The sequence below is a fragment of the Candidatus Zixiibacteriota bacterium genome (genome assembly GCA_035574315.1).
Classification (GTDB): Bacteria; Desulfobacterota; Binatia; order UBA9968; family UBA9968; genus DATLYW01.
The window spans coordinates 129,872-145,646 of the sequence record DATLYW010000033.1; the positions used below are offsets into that span (position 1 = coordinate 129,872).

Below are 15,775 nucleotides of genomic sequence, written 5' to 3' on the forward strand. Positions count from 1 at the left end.
CCCGTTCGAGCGGAGCGCGGCCGGCCGCGGCATGGGGCGACCCGCGGCCCCTGGGGCGAGCGAAGGAATGCTTCAGCGGGTACGTCGCACGAATCAACGGCATCAACTTTCCGCGGGCGGCCGCCTGAGTACCGCGAGCAATAAAAAAAGCCTGAACCTCTTGGGCTAAGAGACCCAGGCGTTCGGCCGTCTTATGCCTTGCACTCCCCCGTGGTTAATTCCACGTTGACGCCAGTCGCGCAAAACGTACAGAAAACATCTACCGCACCCCGGTTCCCTTGTCAACGGCCGGCGGGAAACAGCGCAAGGAGTTGTGGTAAGAAAAGAGCGGCGGGCGCCTCCGCCAACCATGCGCATCATCGTGCACGTCGACATGGACGCCTTCTACGCCGCGGTGGAGGAGCGCTACAATCCGGCGTTGCGGGGTCTTCCGGTCGTCGTCGGCGCCGACCCCAAGGGAGGACGGGGCAGAGGCGTGGTGACGACCGCCAATTACGCCGCCCGGCGCTACGGCATCCATTCGGCCCTGCCGATCTCGCGGGCCTGGCGGCTCGCCGAGGCGGCGCGCCGGCGCGGTGAGCCCGCCGCCGTTTTCGTGCGGCCGAACTTCCCCCTTTACGCGGAGGTTTCGACCCGCATCATGGAGATCCTCGCGCGCGCCGCCGATTCGTTCGAGGAGGCGAGCATCGACGAGGCGTATCTCGATCTTTCGTCGCTGGGGAGCTTCGAGGCCGCCGCCGAGCGCATGAAAGCGCTCAAAGCCGAGATCCGGGAGAAGGAAGGCCTCGGCTGCTCCGTCGGGATCGGGCCGAACAAGCTCGTCGCGAAGATCGCCTCCGGCCACCAGAAGCCGGACGGCCTCACGGTGGTCCGGCCGGAAGAGGTCCAGGCGTTTCTCGACCCGCTTCCCGTGCGGGCGATTCCCGGCATCGGCCCGAAAAGCGAAGCGTTCCTCCGCCAGAGGAAAATCAACACCGTCAACGACCTCCGGCAGATCCCCGAAGCGACGCTGTCGGACTGGTTCGGCAAATGGGGGCGCAAGTTGTTCGAGAAAGCCCGCGGCATCGACGACTCGGCGGTTTCGAACGAGTGGACGCCCAAGTCCATCGGCGAGCAGGAGACCTTCGAGCGGGACACGCGGAGCATCGCTTTCGTGGCGGAGCGGCTCGACGGGATGGCGCAACGCGTCGTCTCCCGCTTGCGCGCGCGGGGCTTTTCCGGCTTTCGAACCCTCACGCTGACGGTGCGCTTCTCCGACTTCGAGACCAGGAACCGCTCGCGCAGCGTGAAAGAGGGGTTTTCGGCGGTCGACGACGAGGAGGCGACGGGTCGGGTCAAGCGCGAAGCGCTCAAGCTTCTGTTGCCGTTCTTCGACGCGCGCGAGAATCCGCGCGGGAAAGCGATTCGCCTCGTCGGCCTTCGACTGGAAAGGCTTTTTTAGTCGCTTCGCTCCGGCTGGTCGCTTCGCTCCGGTTCAAACCGTTCAAGCCGTTCAACCGCTTCGCTCCGTTCAAGCAGTGCGCCGCTCCCCGCGGCCAACTGCTCACGGGGCACTGCTTACTGCTCGCCGGCGCGTAAACCGGAAAGCCGGAACCGAAGAACGTTATTGCCGCGGCTGGCATTGCCGGCGAGTTTGTGAGAAACTTTCGCTGTTTTGACGGATCGCCTGGTTCTGTTCGACATCGACGGCACGCTCACGCGCACGCGCAACGGCTTTATGCCGTTCAACGAGGCAGTCTCGCGGGTCTTCGGGGTCGCCGCCGACATCCGCTCGGTGGTTCCCGACGGCAACACCGATCCTCTGATCGTGCTCGAGATTTTCCGGAAGGCGGGGCTCGAGGTGGAGACGACCCCGGAAAAATGGGCAAGCTTTGCCCGGGAGCTGGCCGCAAGCTACGCCGAAGCACTCAGCCGCGGCGCGGTCTCCGTTCGCGCGCTCCCTGGAGCGCGGGAGCTGCTGGCGGCGCTCGCCGCCGAGCCGGCCGTGGGACTGGGAGTGGTTACGGGAAACCTCGAGGCACCAGCCGCGATCAAGCTCGAAGCGGCGGGGTTGCGTTCCTACATCGCCTGCGGCGCGTATGCGAGCGACTCCCGTTACCGCGAAGAGCTGCCGCCGATTGCCAGGCGACGCTACGAGAGGCTCGCGGGCCGGAGCATCCCCGCCGAGCGTTGCATCATCGTCGGCGATACGCCGAAGGACCTCGATTGCGCGAGAAAAAACGCGATGCGCTGCCTCCTGGTCGGAACGGGACGATATCCGGTCGAAGAGCTCCGCGGTTACGGTCCCGATGCCTGCCTTCCGGATCTGTCGGATACGGAGGCCGTGCTGTCCGTGCTGGCGAAGCTCTGACGGGGAGAGGCATGCGGTATCGAAGCGTCGGAAAAACCGATCTGAGAATCTCCGAAATCGGGTTCGGCTGCGGCAACAACGCGGTGCTGATGGTCAAAGCCTCCTACGACGAGCAGATGCGGGCGGTCCGCCATGCCCTGGACTGCGGCATCAACTATTTCGACACCGCGTTTGCCTACGGTCTGGGCAAGTCCGAGGGGAACCTGGGCCGCATTTTACGGGAGCTCGGGGCCCCGGCGGTCGTTTCGACCAAGATTCGCCTCGGGCCGGAAGCTCTGGGCGATGTCAAGGCCGCCACGGCGCAGGCCGTGGACGGAGCGCTCGAACGGCTCGGGCGGGACCGTATCGACGTGATCCAGCTCCACACCCGGGTGACATCGAAGGGAGGCACAGCCGGACGTTTCAGCCTCACGCCGGCCGACGTGCTGGGTCCGAACGGGGTGATCGAAGCCTTCAAGGCGGCCCGGGACAAGGGCAAGGTCCGTTACTTCGGCTTCAGCGGCCTCGGCGATCCGGGCGCCCTGTGCGAGCTGGTCGACAGCGGCGAGTTCCACGCGTTCCAGGCGTACTACAACCTGCTCAATCCGAGCGCGGGGCAGCCGGTGCCTGAGGGTTTCAGCGCTCTCGATTACCGCGGGATCATCGATCGCGCGGCGGCGAAGGGAATGGGGGCTTTCGTCATCCGGGTGCTCGCGGCGGGGGCGCTGACATCGGACCCGAGCGCGGGCGGCGGAAGCAGCCCGGAGCCGCTCTCCCCGGGCTCGGACTACCGGCTCGATTGCGAGCGCGCCGAGAAGGTGCGCGAGGCGCTCGGGGTCGACCCCGGGAGCCTCGCGGGGGCGGCGATTCGCTTTGCTTTGATGAAGCCGGAGGTGTCGAGCGTGCTCGTCGGGTTTTCCAATACCGGCCACATCGACCAGGCGGTCGCGTGCTCCGGCGCCGCCGGCCTTTCCGCGGAGCAGCTCGCGCGCCTGCGGGAGCTTTGGAGAACCGATTTCGGAAGGCTTGCCGATGGATGATTTCCGGGTTCCGGTTCTTGTCTTTCCGGTCTTCGGTTTCCGGCCTGCCCCCCGTTGCAGTAAGCCGTGAGCAGTTTGCGGCTGCGGAGCGGCGCACGGCTTGAACGGAGCGAAGCGGTTGAACGGTGTGAACGGTTTGAACCGGAGCGGAGCGACTTTTCCTTGAATCTTTTGACCCGCCGAGGGGCGGCCGAACGATGTCGATTCGCATCCGGGTGATCGTCAAACCGGCGGCGAAGAAGGAGGGCGTGATCGAGCTTGCGCCCGGCGAGTACCGGGTGTCGGTCAACGCTCCGCCCGCCGAGGGAAGAGCCAACCAGGCGGTGCTGGAGCTTCTGGCAGATTATTTTTCGGTTCGCAAATCGGCGGTGCGCATCGTCGCCGGCCGCTCGGCGCGAAAGAAGATCGTCGAGATAGGCTAGCATCGCCGTTCGTGCGCCGCGGCCGGAAGGAGAGAAATGTCCAGGGTGGAAACGACGTACGCCATGGCCCGGCCATTCGCCGCGTGGGGGCGACTGGCCGCCAACTCGATCGCCCACACCACCGAGCACCTGTTCGGTGCGGTGGTTGCGGTGGTGCTCCCTTTGATCGCGGCATCGCTCGGCCTGAGCATGGCGCAGGCCGGAGCGCTGGTCTCGGCGCGGAGCCTGATGGCCGCGGCGGGCAGCATGCCCTGCGGTTTTCTCGCCGACCGCGGGCGCGGGCGGCACTGGCTCGTCGGCCTCTGTCTCGTTTTGCTCGGCATGGCGAGCCTGGGCTTGAGCCTTTCAGCGAGCTTTGCGGCCCTGGCGGTCTTCATGGCGATGAGCGGGCTCGGAGGGGGAGGGTTCCATCCGCCGTCACTTGCGATCCTGTCCTCGCGCTATCGTGAAAGGCGGACGTTTGCCGTCGGGGTCCACGACAGCAGCGGCAACCTCGGAGAAGTCATCGGCCCGCTCGCCATCGGGTTCCTTCTCACGTTTCTGGACTGGCGCTCCGCGCTGCAGGTATGGGCCGTTCCCGGCCTGGTCGTGGGCGTCGCTTACGCCCTGCTCGGCGCGGAGGCGGCCGCGCCAGCCGAAGGCACGCGCGAGTACCGGAGAGTGCTGTGGAACGAGGTCCTCAAGAACAGGACCGTCCTGGGCCTCGTCGCGGTTTCCACGCTGCGCGCCATGGGCCAGGTCGCGTTGAGCGCGTTCCTGCCCCTTTATCTGAGCCTGCATCTCAAGCTCGGCGCCGGCGCCACGGGCTTTTACATGTCCGTGCTGTTTTTCTTCGCCGGGACCGCCCCGACGTTCGCGGGCTGGATTTCCGACAGGTTCGGCAGGAATTTCCTGATCATGCTGTTCTCTCTGGCGAGCGTGTTCGCGATCGCCGCGGTCCCCTTCCTCGAAACCGGCTGGCCTCTCGCGGCGGCTTTCGGCGCTATCGGGCTGGTGCTCTGGGCGCTCAGGCCGGTGCTGATCACGGCGGCAATGGACGCGGCGCCCCAGAGCGTCTCGGGAACGATCGTGGCTTTCATCTTCACCGCCAACGCCGCTTTGTCTTTTCTCGCTCCGCTCGCAGCGGGGCTGGTCGCCGACGCCCGCGGCCTGCCCGCCGCAGTCGGCTCGATCGCGCTCTTTCCGCTCCTGGCGTTCGGGCTCGCTGCGGTCGTTTTCGCCCGCTCGCGCGGCCCGGGGGCCGGGCTTCGCTCTTGAGGAAGGCGCCCGCGCTCGCGGCTTCGGCTCGGGGCGTTTGCAGGGGCCGGGGCTCTTTGCGCCCGGAGGAAACGCGGGCAATCGGTTGCAAGCCCGCGCCTTTCCATAATAATAGACTCGTCCGCCGAGGAGGAGCCTTGGCGGACGAGGGCTCGCACACCGAACCAGTTCCAGGAGGTTCGTCATGGTCAAACTGGCGTCCAAACTGACCTTCGGCCCCGAGACGGCTGACTGGCAGGAGCGCCTCAATCCGGACCGCATGCGGCGCCAGCGGGTGGAGCGTGCACGGATGCTCATGCGCAGGTACGGCATCGCGGCGATTCTGGAAGCCAACCATCAGAACATCCGTTACCTGACGGCGCTGAAGGGCTTCGCCTATCCGATGTGCCGCTACGTCCTGTTCTTCGCCGAGCACGATCCCGTCATGTACGAGCACGACGGCTACTACCATCAGATGCCCGATCAGTGCCCATGGATCCGCGAGTGGCGCCCGGCGCGCTCCTGGCTCACGGGTTCGCCCGGCCCGGAAGCCTCCGCCGCCGAAGCCAGGGCCTTCGCCGGCGAGATCAAGGCGGAGCTCGAAAAGCGCGGCCTTCTCGGAGAAAAGCTCGGCCTGGGCGGCTTCGACGGAACCGCACGCGAGGCGTTGATCCAGGCGGGCATCAAGAACATCGTCGACTCCCGCAGCCTCATGCTCGAGGCTCGCATGATCAAGAATCAGGACGAGATCAGCTGTCTCAAGACCTGCGCTGCGATGGTCGACGGCGTGTGGTTTCGCGTCTGGGAGAGCCTGAAACCCGGGATGAAGGACACTGACCTGATGGCGCTCGCCTCGGCGGCCGGCTACGAATACGGGCTCGAATCGGCCGTGCCCGGCGGGTGGCGCACCGGCCCGATGACCTTCGATCGCGGCTGTCACGCGACCAGCCGGATCATTCAGGTCGGCGATCTGGTTTACGGCTCCTACTGCGGCGCGACCTACATGGGCTACGGGAGCTGCACGTACCGGACGTTCATCGTCGGGCGCGAGCCGACCGCGAAAGAGAAGGATTGGTACAAGGCGGTCCGCGACCGCGTCGACGCGGTGATCGACGAAATCAAGCCCGGCAAGACGACCGCGGACGCGGCGAAGCATTTTCCCCCGGCGGAGCGCTGGGGGTACAAGAGCGAGGTCGAGCTGCTGGCGAGCGAGATCGGCCACGGGATCGGCCTGGGGACGAGCACGGGCTATGACATGCCGATCATCAACCGGCTCTGGTCGTTCGATCACCCGCAGGTCTTCGAGGAGGGGATGACGCTGGCCGTGGAGTGCCGTGAGGGCGAGACCCGGGTGGGTGGCGTGCGCCTCGAGAACATGCTGGTGGTCACGAAGAACGGCGCGGAGATCATGGATTGCTTCCCGCGCGACGAGATCCTCGTGGCGCCGCGGTAAGCGGGTCTCCGCCAACCCCGTCGATGCCCTTTCAGCTCCTCAACGACGTCACGGTGATCGAGTGCGCGACTTTCGTCACCGGCCCGTATGCCGGGACGCTGCTGGCGGACCTGGGCGCGCGCGTGATCAAGCTGGAATCGCCCCCCGACGGCGACCCTTATCGTTACTTTGCGCCCGATCCCTGCTTCAGCTTCAACTTCGCGCATCTCAACCGGAACAAGGAAAGCCTCGCGGTCGACCTGAAATCGACCGCGGGCAGGGAGATCTGTATCGAGTTGATCAAAACGGCGGATGTTTTCATCGAGAACTTCCGCCCGGGAACGGCCGAGCGGCTGGGCCTCGGATACGAAAAGCTCAGCGCGTTGAATCCGCGTCTGGTTTACTGCTCGATTTCCGCCTTCGGCCAGACCGGACCGTACGCCGACAAGCCCGGGTTCGACACTCTCGGGCAGGCCGCCAGCGGCCTTCTCAGCTTGCTGAACGACGTGGATCGGCCGAAGATCATGGGAATGGCGATTTCGGATTACGTGACCGGACTCTCCGCCGGGTACGGCGTTCTCGGCGCGCTCGCGGCGCGCGGCCGGACCGGCTCCGGCCTGCGGGTCGAGACCTCGCTCCTGCGGGCGACGCTTTCGTTCATCGGAGAAACGGCGGCCGGGTTTCTCCGGACCGGAGTCGTTCCCGACCGCAAGGCGCGGGTGAAGAACGCGCACGCGTTCGCTTTCGTCTGCCGCGACCGGTTGCCGGTCGTCGTCCACTGCTCGGTGCCGGAAAAATTCTGGTTGTCTTTCTTGCAGGCTCTCGAGCGCGAGGATCTCGCATCCGATCCCCGGTTTGCCTCGCGAGACGCCCGGCGCGAGCACTTCGAAGAGCTCGAGGCCGAGCTCGCCTCCGTTTTTGCAAGGCGAACGCGGCAGGAATGGCTCGAGCGTTTTGCCGCCCGCGACGTTCCCGCCGCTCCCCTTTACAACGTCGCCGAAGCGCTTGCCGACCCTCAGGTCCGACACCTTGACCTCACCGAGGAAGTGGAGCACCCGAAATCCGGGAAGCTCGGCTTTGTCCGCGGGCCGGTTGCTTTCCAGGGAGCTCCGGCAAAAACCTCCGGCGCGCCGCCGCTCGTCGGTGAGCACACCGTAGCGATTCTGACCGAAATGGGGTACGGTCGTGAGGTCGTCGACGAGTGGATCGCGCAAGGCGTCGTCAAGACGTTTCACGGTTGACGGCTCGAGCGGAATTTTCGGCGGCACCGCTTCCCGGGGTGGATCCGCGCCGGGGCGGAAGCCGCCCGGACACGACACGGGACAGGAGTCGATATGATCTACGACATCGAAATCAACTCGGCCGCCCATTATCCGGCGGCTGGCGTGGTCGAGCTGATCGAGCTGGCCGAGCAGGCGGGATTCGGGGCGTTCTGGAAAGGCGAATCCAACAGCACCGATCCGATGGTTCTGCTGTCAGGCGTCGCCACCAGAACCAAAAGGATCAAACTGGGCACGGCGATCTACCATATCTATGGCAGGAGCCCAGTGACGCTCGGCATCCAGGCCGCGACGCTGCAGGACCTTTCCGGAGGCAGGCTGCTTTTGGGGCTCGGGGTGGCGAACAAGAGCATCGCCGCCTGGCACGGGGGCGTGTTCGACCGGCCGCTGAAACGGGCGCGGGAATACATCGACATCGTCCGGAGGGTCGCCGCCGGCGAGCGGGTCGAGTACGAGGGCGAGATCTATCGAACCGGCACGAGGTTCCAGCTCTCCTGGAAGCCGCAATATCCCCATCCGCCGATCTATCTCGCGGGCCTGGGCCCTCAGATGACGAAGCTGGTCGGGAAAATTTCCGACGGCGTCTTCATCAACATGGCGACTCCGGCGAAGGTCAAGGAAATCGCGGCGCGCGTGCGCGAAGGCGCCGTCGCTGCGGGCCGGGACCCGAGCAAGATCGAGATCATCGCCAAGAGCCGCGTCTCGCTCCATCCCGATAAGACCCTCGCCCGGGCCAAGCTGCGGCAGGTGCTGACTTTTTACAACATCGCCGATCATTACAGCGACATGCTCCGCGGAATGGGATTCGAGAAGGAAGTCGACGCGATTCATGAAGCGTTTCAGAAGGGCGGATTCAAGGCCGCCATGGGCGCCCTGACGGACGAATACATGGACAAGCTGCCGGTGGTTCCGGCCAGCGACGTCCGAGAAATCAAGGAAAGGATGAAAGAGTTCGAAGAAGCCGGGGTGACCCGGATGGTGATTCCGTACGTACCCGTGACCGAGCCAGTTGTCGAGGACGCCAGGCGGTTCCTGGAAGCCTGGCAACGCTCATAGGTTTCGAGTCCCTGGTTTCCGGTTCCCGGTTTTTATCCTGGACTTTTGAGCTGACCATCAGCGAGTTTGCGAGCATGTAGACATCGTATCAGGGGAGCCCGGGACGAGACCTTTCGACCGCGGTCCAAGGGCCGGTGCCTCGCCGGGCGCCATGCTGCCCGCGGGTTGGATCGTCGGACCGCCCGGGACGCAACGAGCTTTGCGTCCCGGGCCCGCGCTCGCCAGGTGTCGTCCTTCTCTCGGGCGAGGTCTGCCGACGAGCGAGCTCCTTGAACCACCGAGCCATCATCGAACGCATCAACAAACAGAGGAAGGGAGAAGGGTTCCATGTGTGACTTCGCTGCAGATGCCCAGGCGGCCGAGCAGCTCATGGTCGGACGGACCTTGAGCGTGGCCCGGGTGCGCCAGCTCAACGCCAAGGACTATTTCTACCAGATGCTCAAGGACAACCCGGAGATGCTCAAGATCCATCCCGGGATCGAGGACGAGCTGCTCAAGGGCGCCATCGACTGCCACATCCACGCGTATCCCGATTTCGTCCATCGCTCGCAGGACATGATCCAGATCGCGGTCGAGGCGTCGCGGTGCGGCATGCGGGCGATCGCCTTCAAGGACCACTGGAATCTCAGCGCTCCGGCGGCGTACCTCGTGCAACGGCACATCGACGAGCTGGTCGCACGCGGGGAGCTGACGCATCGCGTCGAGGTTTACGGTGGGGCGGGCATGTGCTTCGGCATGCGGCCGGACTACGTCCGCGTGGGCCTGCAGTACCCGAACTTCAAGATGATCTGGTTCCCGACCTTCACCTCCTACGGCTTCTGGCGCGGCGCCGGCCATCCGGAGCACGAGGGCGTGCGATTGTGCGACGAGGACGGGAAGGTGCTGCCGGAGGTGAGGCAGATCATGGAGATGGCGGCTGAAAAAAAGGTGGGCATCGGCTTCGGCCACACCGATTTCCAGGAGCTGCTGCCGCTGGCGCGGCTGGCCAAGGAGATCGGCGTGCGCGCGACCCTCGACCATCCGCTGCTCGAGCTCAACAAGCTCCTGCTCGACGAGATGAAGCAGCTTCGCGATCTCGGCGTTTACGTCGGGACCTACTGCCAGCCGATGATTCCCAGCCTGTACCAGCCGGTCGCCGATCCGATGGAAACTATCCGGACGATCAAGGAGATCGGACCGGACCGCTGCATCATCGGCAGCGACTTCGGCCAGGTGCTCCACATGGACGCGATCGACGGCATGCGCGTCTTCATTCGCGCGCTCCTCGGCTTCGGCATCAAGCCGGCGGAGGTGAAGATGATGTTGCAGGACAATCCGGCGAAGCTCATGTGGCTCGACCAGGCGGAAGCCGCCACGGTGAGCCCTGAGGCGGTTGCAGGGTACCGGCGGAAGCACTAGCGAGCTCCTGAGTTGGCGGACATCGCGTGCCGGCGGGTCGCGGCCGAGGCCTTCGGATTGCAGTCCACGAACCGCTGCGTCGCGGCCCGCCTCCGCCCCGGGAGGGGGTATCCCGCCGCTCGGGCCGCAGCGGGGCTTTTACGTCCCGGGCCCGCGCTCTCCAGGTCTCGGCCCGGCTTCCGATGGATGTCTTCCTGCCAGGAGCCCCTCAGCAGGTTTTCCGGCGAAAGGCGCCCCGATGGTGCGGGGCGCCCCGCCAACCCAAAGCTCGCTCTTCTGGTTTGTCCGCGAGGGGCGCCTGCGCTCCTCGAGCCCGGAGATGAGCCGCATGGATCCGAAGTGGTGGATGGTGATCGCCGGCTGCGCGGCGCACGCGGTCTATACCGGCCTCAGCTATTTCGGCCTCAGCGCCTATTTTCCCTCCCTTGAGCGCGAGTTCGGCTGGAGCCGGACCGCGATCTCGGGAGCCTTTTCCCTGGCGCGGATCGAGTCCGGGCTGCTCGGGCCCCTCGAAGGATACGCCACCGATCGCTTCGGCCCGCCGAGGATGATGTACGTGGGCATCGGCCTCGGCGCCCTGGGCTTTTTCTGCCTCAGCATCGTTAATTCCCTTCCGATGCTCTATGCGGCGATCGTGCTGGGCATCGTGCTGGGGTCGAGCCTCGGCAACAACATGCCGGTGAGCGTCGCCATCGCCCAGGTTTTTCGCGAGCGGCGCAGTCTCGCCTTCGGCATCTACCGCATGGGCCCGGGGCTCTCCGGCGCGCTCGTGCCGGTGGTCGGCTGGATGATCGGGCTTTGGGGCTGGAGGGCGGCGGCGATCCTGTCGGGGCTGGCGCTCTTGGCCGTGAGCCTGCCGCTCGCGGTCGTGATCAGCCGGATCTACCTTCAGTACCGGTCGCCCGCCGGCGCCCTGCGCGGCGAGGCCGACGACGGCGGAAAGACGTACCCGCGCTCCTCGAACGAGGTCGAGTTCACTTTGAGGGAAGCGATGCGGACGAGATCGTTCTGGCTGCTTTCGATCGCCATGGGACTGCGCCACCTTGTCACCGAGGGCGTCTCGGTCCATTTCGTCATCCTGCTCGTCGACCGCGGCTGGAGCACGGCGGCCGCGAGCAGCCTTTTGGGTCTTTCGGCGCTGATCGGCGCCCCCGCACGCCTCGGCGTGGCCTGGCTGGGAGACCTGATGGACAAGCGGCGGCTCATCATCGCGCTGCTCCTGTCGCTCGCCCTTTCGGTTCTCGTAATGGGGCGGGCATCGGGGCCGACGCTCTTTACGACCTTCATGGTGGTCTACTCGCTGGCTTACGGCGGGCTGGCCTCCCTGCAGGAGCCGATTCGAGCCGACTATTTCGGCACGCGTTCCTTTGCGACCATTCACGGGATGAGCCGCTCGATCACCACGCTCGGAACTTTCATGGGCCCGGTGATCGCCGGCCTTTCCCACGACCTGACCCGGAGCTACGCCGCCGGATTCTCGATCTTCGGCGGCGTGGGCGCGCTCTCGGCCCTGTGCATGTGGCTTGCCAAACCCCCGAAGCGCCCCGCGTGAGCAAACGGCCGCGGCGGGCGGGCCTTGACATCGCCGCCGAGAAAGAGGGATATACGGCCGTGCCCCGCCCGGCGGCCGGACATCCGCCCGCCTTCTTATCGACTCGATGACGCGGAGGGAAGCCGATGCGGATCCCCGTACACTTTCCGGTTCCGGTTCTGCTCGCGCTTTTGCTTTCAGCGCCGCCGGCGTCAGCAGCCAGGCTGGATTGCGGGCCGGTTACCAACAAGGAGACCGGTCTCCCGCGGACGGTCGCGATCGGGACCAATCCTGCGGGAACCGGCGCGCACGCAATCGCCTCGGGTCTCGCAGCCGTCGCGAGCAAGAAGACCCCTATCGGCGCCAAGGTACAGCCTTACAACGGGCCGAACGCGTGGATTCCGTTGCTGGAGAGCGGCGAGATCGAGATGGGAATCATCAACATTCTCGACTCCTACATGGCCGCGACCGGAACCGGCAACTACAAGAAGCCCCACCCAGGCGTGAGGATCATCTCGGGCGGCGTCTTTCCGTTCACCGTGGGGCTGATCGTGCGCGACAAATCCGACATCAAGCAGGTCGCCGACCTCAAGGGCAAGCGGCTGGCTTGGGATTACGGCGGGCACGCGATCAATCAGACCTGGCAGAACGCCGCGCTGGAGGCCGCGGGGCTGAAGCCCTCGGACGTGGTGCCGGTTCGGGTCTCCAACCTCAATGACGGGATCCGCGCGGTCCCGGAAGGAAAGGTCGACGCGTCGTTCACGGGCGTGGGGATCGGCATCATCGAAGAGGTCAACGCCATGGAGCCGATCCGCTTCCTGAGCATTCCCAACGACGACGCGGCCAGAAAGATCATGGATCGCTACGGCGCTTCGATCGTCAAGTCGGCGCCGGCCACGGGCATTCGGGGAGAGACCTACGTGATCGGGTACCCGCTGCAGCTCGCCGGCTCGAGCAAGGTCAGCGAAAAAACCGTTTATACGCTGGTGAAGGCGTGGTGGGAAAACCTGCCGGAGCTGCAATCGATCCATCCGCTTTTCAAGCGCTGGACCAAGGAGACGCAGGCGATCACGAATTTTACCGTTCCCTACCATCCCGGCGCGATCAGCTTCTACAAGGAAGTCGGGGCCTGGACCGCCAGGCATGAGGCGCGCATGAAAGAAATCTGCCGGTAGAGTTGCAGAACCGGGGCCCGCGCGCGTCAGGCCCGCGCGGCGACGTCCGGCAGACTCGATGGAAATCGAGGAAACCGCTCGCGCTCGATCTCTCGGCGGCCCCGCCGACGGCGCGATCCGCTGCCTGCTGACCGCAATCCCCGTCGCCGGGATCGTTTTTCTTCTCAGCGTGCCCCAGCGCCTGGGCTGGCTCGTGTTCAACGAGCAGTACATGGGGCTTTTTCTCGCCCTGTGTCTCTCGGCAACCTACCTGCTCGTTCCCGCCCGCTCCGCGCACGCGCGGCGGCTTCCCCGGCTCGACGCCGCCGCGGCTCTCGGCGGCGGCGCGACCGGGCTCTACATCTTCCTCTACTACCCCGAGATCGTGAATTCGCTCGGCGAGATCTCGCCGGAGCGGGTCGTGCTCGGCTGCGCCACAGTCCTGCTGCTGGCGGAAGCGTGCCGCAGGCTCGTCGGCCTGCCGCTCGTGACCATCGCCGCCTGCTTCGTTCTTTACGCGCTCTTCGCCCATCTTTTTCCCGGCGACTTCTACGGCAGGGGCTGGGCCGTCGCGCGGCTCGCCACGTACCTCTATCTCGACGCCAACGGGATCTTCGGCCAGGCGTTGCAGGTCGGCTCGAGCATCATCGTGGTCTTCGTCCTCTTCGGCGAGGTGCTCTACGCCGTCGGGGGAGCCGAGTTTCTCAGCGACTTCTCGCTCGCGCTCATGGGGCGCTTCCGCGGCGGGCCGGCCAAGATCGCGATCGTCTCCTCCAGCCTGTTCGGCAACATCAGCGGCAGCGCCGTGGCCAATGTCGTGGTCGACGGCGCGTTCACGATTCCGATGATGAAAAAGGCGGGCTATCCACCGCCGGTGGCCGCCGCGGTGGAGGCGGTGGCTTCCACCGGCGGGCAGATCATGCCGCCGGTCATGGGAGCCGCGGCGTTCCTCATCGCGGAATATCTGCAGGTTCCCTACGCGCAGGTCGCTCTGGCGGCGCTCGTGCCCGCGCTGCTGTACTACGCGGCGCTCTTCATCGAGGTCGATCTCCTCGCGGCGCGCAACGGCATTCGCGGCCTGCCGCCCGCCGAGCTCCCGAGCCTGCTGCCGGTCCTGAAGCGCTCCGGAAGCTTCGTGATTCCGCTGGGCGTGCTGATACTCTGCATGTTTTTCCTGAACCGCCGGCCGGAGGAGTCGGGCCTGCTGGCGGCGGGCGCGGCTCTGGTCGTCGGCTGGCTCACGCCGGGCGTGCGGCTGGGGCCGCGGGAGATCCTGAAGATCCTGACGAACGCGGGCCGCGGCATGCTGGAGATCGCCGCGATCACCGGCCTGGCCGGCGTGGTCATCGGGATCCTGCAGCTCACGGGGCTCGGGTTCACGCTGACCCTGACCCTGCTGGGCCTGGGCCAGGAGAGTACCTTTTTGCTCCTGCTCTTGACCGCGGGCGTGAGCATGGTCCTCGGCATGGGCATGCCGACCACCGCCGTTTACGTCCTGCTCGCCGTGCTGGTCGCGCCGGGACTCTCGAAGCTCGGTGTGGCGCCGATCGCGGCGCACCTGTTCATCTTCTATTTCGGCATGCTGAGCATGATCACGCCCCCGGTCTGTCTGGCGAGCTACGCGGCCGCGTCGATCGGCAAGACCGATCCGGTCAAAACCGGCTGGGAGGGGATGCGGCTTTGCGCCATCGCTTACGTCGTGCCGTTTCTTTTCGTTCTTTCTCCGTCGCTGCTGCTGATCGGGACCTGGTACGAGGTGGCCCTTTCCATCGTGACCGCGATCGGCGGCGCGATTCTGCTGGGGGTGGGGCTCGTGGGCTATCTCTTTCGGCCGCTGGGGCTGGCGCGCCGCGCGCTCTTTCTCGCCGCCGCCATGGGGTTGCTGGTCCCCGTCGTTCAGAGCGGCGACCATGCACTGCTCACCTGGGGAAGCAACGGGGCCGGACTGCTCCTGGCCGCCGTCTTGTGGTCGGTGGAATGGCTTGCGCGCGAGAGGGCTGGCGCGCCGGGGCTCATCGGCGGCGGCGCCTCTACTGGATGACGGTGACGCTGGCGGTCTCGACCGCGATCTCGCGAATCTCCGCCGGGAGATCGAACGGGGCGTCCATGTCGATGCCGGCGGGGTTTGCCGGCGTGCGCGAGAAGAAGCTCACGAGCTCCCGGACGATCTCCTTCGGGAGCGGGATGCCTCGAAGCTCCGCGGACTCGAAATAGAAGCGACCCTTCCCGGCCCGGGTGCGCAGCACGCCGCGCCCTGTGAGAGGCACCCGGCCGGAGACGTAGGTCAACGGATCGGCGAACCCCCCGGTGCCGCGCTGCCGCTTGAACTCGTCGAGATCGACGATCACCCGGCCCGCCAGGCGCCCGCCGCCCAGGAGAGCGACGCGCGGATCGGTCAGACCCGCGGGCGTTTTCTCCCGCAGATTGAACGCAAGATAGGAATTGATCTCGTTCTCGGAGAATCGGGTTGTTTTCGGCTTGACCGGCCGGGCGGCGCCGTTTCGCGCGATCTCGTCGATCTTGCGTTGCAGGCGGTCGGCGGCTTCCCGGTCGAGTCCGGGCGACGGCGTCGGCGTCGAACCTGCGGCGGTCATGAAAAGTCCGAGCAGTGCTGCTGCCACCTGTCTGGCGCCGCTCATCCGCGATCAACATACGGAGCCGTCGTGAACGCTTCAAGAGCTCCCGGACCCTCGAAGGGGAGCCGAAACTTGCAAACGCCGCCGCCGCCCGGCTATGTTACAAAGAACTTGATTCGCTGGCGGCGGGACATCGATCGGTTTCGAGATCCTGGCATCTCGGTTTTCACCTGAACGTTTGAATTTTTGAACGGTTGAATCGCGCCAAAGCGGCCGCGGGACGGGCCATGAAACCTCGATGCCAGCGAGCCCGCCATCACG

13 protein-coding genes and 1 riboswitch are annotated in these 15,775 nt (G+C 66.0%); of the genes, 12 read left to right on the plus strand and 1 reads right to left on the minus strand.

The window, feature by feature from the left end:
• Positions 1 to 165 precede the first annotated feature (165 nt).
• Positions 166 to 249, minus strand: a riboswitch (ZMP/ZTP riboswitch).
• 100 nt (positions 250 to 349) lie between these two features.
• The 12 genes from dinB (at position 350) to VNN77_11845 (ending at position 14,919) form a co-directional block, all read left to right on the plus strand.
• A complete protein-coding gene (dinB, locus tag VNN77_11790) occupies positions 350 to 1,441 on the plus strand; it encodes a DNA polymerase IV (protein HXG52073.1) in 1,092 nt (363 codons plus the stop codon).
• Between the two features lie 213 nt (positions 1,442 to 1,654).
• On the plus strand, positions 1,655 to 2,350 hold the full coding sequence (locus tag VNN77_11795) for an HAD family hydrolase (GenBank protein ID HXG52074.1): 696 nt from the start codon (positions 1,655 to 1,657) through the stop codon (positions 2,348 to 2,350).
• 11 nt (positions 2,351 to 2,361) lie between these two features.
• Positions 2,362 to 3,369 carry an aldo/keto reductase gene (locus VNN77_11800; protein HXG52075.1) on the plus strand — a complete coding sequence of 336 codons (1,008 nt, stop codon included), beginning with the start codon at positions 2,362 to 2,364 and terminating at the stop codon, positions 3,367 to 3,369.
• Between the two features lie 197 nt (positions 3,370 to 3,566).
• A complete protein-coding gene (locus VNN77_11805; GenBank protein ID HXG52076.1) occupies positions 3,567 to 3,791 on the plus strand; it encodes a DUF167 domain-containing protein in 225 nt (74 codons plus the stop codon).
• A 36-nt stretch (positions 3,792 to 3,827) separates the two neighbouring features.
• A complete protein-coding gene (locus VNN77_11810; protein HXG52077.1) occupies positions 3,828 to 5,048 on the plus strand; it encodes an MFS transporter in 1,221 nt (406 codons plus the stop codon).
• A gap of 184 nt (positions 5,049 to 5,232) precedes the next feature.
• Positions 5,233 to 6,480 (plus strand): Xaa-Pro peptidase family protein, encoded by a 1,248-nt coding sequence (locus VNN77_11815; protein HXG52078.1) that lies wholly within the window; start codon positions 5,233 to 5,235, stop codon positions 6,478 to 6,480.
• Positions 6,481 to 6,503: 23 nt separating this feature from the next.
• Entirely contained in the window at positions 6,504 to 7,700 is a 1,197-nt protein-coding gene (locus VNN77_11820; protein ID HXG52079.1) for a CoA transferase, read from the plus strand.
• Between the two features lie 93 nt (positions 7,701 to 7,793).
• Positions 7,794 to 8,795, plus strand: coding sequence for an LLM class flavin-dependent oxidoreductase (locus tag VNN77_11825; GenBank protein ID HXG52080.1), 1,002 nt, complete (start codon positions 7,794 to 7,796; stop codon positions 8,793 to 8,795).
• Between the two features lie 327 nt (positions 8,796 to 9,122).
• Positions 9,123 to 10,193: a DUF6282 family protein gene (locus tag VNN77_11830; GenBank protein ID HXG52081.1), complete on the plus strand. Its 1,071-nt coding sequence runs from the start codon at positions 9,123 to 9,125 to the stop codon at positions 10,191 to 10,193.
• A 328-nt stretch (positions 10,194 to 10,521) separates the two neighbouring features.
• The gene (locus VNN77_11835; GenBank protein HXG52082.1) at positions 10,522 to 11,745 is read left to right on the plus strand and encodes an MFS transporter; all 1,224 of its coding nucleotides are present in this window, start codon (positions 10,522 to 10,524) and stop codon (positions 11,743 to 11,745) included.
• Between the two features lie 125 nt (positions 11,746 to 11,870).
• Positions 11,871 to 12,899 (plus strand): TAXI family TRAP transporter solute-binding subunit, encoded by a 1,029-nt coding sequence (locus VNN77_11840; GenBank protein ID HXG52083.1) that lies wholly within the window; start codon positions 11,871 to 11,873, stop codon positions 12,897 to 12,899.
• Positions 12,900 to 12,957: 58 nt separating this feature from the next.
• Positions 12,958 to 14,919, plus strand: coding sequence for a TRAP transporter fused permease subunit (locus VNN77_11845; GenBank protein ID HXG52084.1), 1,962 nt, complete (start codon positions 12,958 to 12,960; stop codon positions 14,917 to 14,919).
• On the opposite strand, the gene VNN77_11850 is transcribed toward VNN77_11845, so the two are convergent.
• Positions 14,909 to 15,499, minus strand: coding sequence for a hypothetical protein (locus VNN77_11850; GenBank protein ID HXG52085.1), 591 nt, complete (start codon positions 15,497 to 15,499; stop codon positions 14,909 to 14,911). The two genes, VNN77_11845 and VNN77_11850, sit on opposite strands and share 11 nt — an antisense overlap.
• Positions 15,500 to 15,775: the final 276 nt, after the last annotated feature.